The following is a 2,045-nucleotide window of genomic DNA, read 5'->3' on the forward strand; positions in this document are numbered from 1 at the left end:
AACTGTAGCTGTGATTACTTCTGCGTCTGCTCCTGTATAAGCTGTTGGAGTTGTGATTTCTGCTCCTGATGCATCATAATATGTAATTGTTACTCCAGTGTCTGTTGTGATTAATCCATCTTGAACTGTTAGGTCGAAGGTTCCGTCATTAATACAAGAACCCAAATTTGGAGGATTTAAAAGTGTTGGTAATGGGTTTAAAATAATTTCAAAAGATGTTTGAACAAAACACATCCCATTTTTAATCACTTTTACATGAATTATTTGATTTGGAGAATTGGCTTCAAAATTATTTATATCTATTATTAAATTAGAAAGATTTACATCTAAATAATATTCAATATCTAAAGTAACATCAGTAGTTATATCTGAATTTTGAGTTTCTAAATCAATAAATTCTGTACCTGAATCACTACAAATAATAATATTTTCTGGTGTATTGATAATTGGTAATTCTATAACTTGAATATTGAAACTAGTCGTAGTTTGACAATTTCCATCTCCTAATTTTACAAAAACAGTTTGATCACTCGTAGGAGAAAAATTAGATGGATTCAAAATTGGGCTAGTCAAGCTTAAATCATTAAAATATGCAATTGGAACTGTAGAATCAGTAACAAAATCATCATTTAATTCTAATAAATCAATAGAATCCCCTTCACAAATAGTGATATCAGGCTGTTCAGAAAAAATTGGAGCGTCTAATACTTCTATCTCGAAAGAATTTGTATAAAAATCACCGCATTCATCTTCAATACTTACTGTATATAAAGTTGTTTCAGTTGGAGTAAATTCAGGATTAGGTAATGACGGATCACTTACACCAGTAATTGGCGACCAAGAATAAGAATATGCATTTGGAAAAGAAACATCAATATCATCTACAACTTCTCCATTACAAATAGTTTTATCTTCAATTTCAGCAATTTCTGCAAAAGAAATATATTCAAAACATACTTTATGAAGATTTGTAGCACCACCTGTCGAACCTGTAAATCCAAAATAAACGATTTCATTTCCACCAAAAATTTCATTTATAATATCACCATCATAATAAGTTCTTAATTTACAATCGAAAAAAACTTTCATTATATGAGTAGAAGCTGTCCATTCAATTTTAATTGTATGTTCTTGTCCATCTTCAATATTTCCACTTGTAAAACTTGCTTGAACTGGCCCAGCTAAATTTCCATTTGCAGCGCCTGGTTGTGTAGCATCAATATTATGATTATTATTTCCATTTTTAATGATCGCAATATGATCATAATTTGGATCACCTTTTCCACCATTTTTCCATGTATCAAATTCAATACCTAATGCTGGAAAAATTCCTTGAAATCCTACTCCACCTCCCAAACTTCCAATTTCTGGAGTAGATGTTGATTTAAAAACTAATGCCATTCCATCAGCTCCATTGGAATCATTACTTCCAAAATTGGCAGAATAAAGTAAGACAAAGTTTTTTGTCAAATCTATCTGATTTTCATACCAAATTGCTCCTGATTGAGAATATGTATTTGGGGTAACAATAAAGCAATTGTCACCTTCATCACTAGCGTCACCAATTAGATTATAACTTAATTGTGCCAATACATTTGAGGAACTAAAAAGTAACACAAATAATATTGTCGAAAAATACCATTTTTGTTTAATCATAGATGTTATTATTTTAAGATGTAAGTTTTATTTTTTGCGTGCGTTACCTTCTAATTAAACTAAAGTGTCCTTTTCTTGTAAATCTTCTATTCACTGCGCTTCCATCATCTAATCTTCCTACTTTTTTTACAATATCCAACGTAAACCAATAATCAGTTGATGGTAGCGGATTTCCTCTTAAAGACAAACCATTCCATCCTGTTTGTGGATCTAATTTCGTTATCACCTTTCCATACCTGTCAAAAATGTAGATTTCTATACTCTCGTAATCTCCACTCTCCAATCCTTGAATCTTCCATACATCATGGATTCCATCATTGTTTGGTGTAAAGTATTTTGGGAAATCAATCACTCCAAATGCAAGCACTGGATTCTCACATCCTCCTCCT

At 31.2% G+C, this 2,045-nt stretch carries 2 protein-coding genes; both read right to left on the reverse strand.

Annotated elements, in window-relative coordinates; translation table 11 throughout:
- On the reverse strand, positions 1 to 1,656 hold a 1,656-nt coding region (locus I1A51_RS17565; RefSeq protein WP_262895834.1), incomplete at its 3' end, for an L-type lectin-domain containing protein.
- Between the two features lie 43 nt (positions 1,657 to 1,699).
- A partial coding sequence (locus tag I1A51_RS17570) for a T9SS type B sorting domain-containing protein (RefSeq protein ID WP_196892393.1) occupies positions 1,700 to 2,045 on the reverse strand: 346 nt, incomplete at its 5' end.

Source organism: Aureivirga marina (assembly GCF_015767265.1).
GTDB lineage: Bacteria > Bacteroidota > Bacteroidia > Flavobacteriales > Flavobacteriaceae > Aureivirga > Aureivirga marina.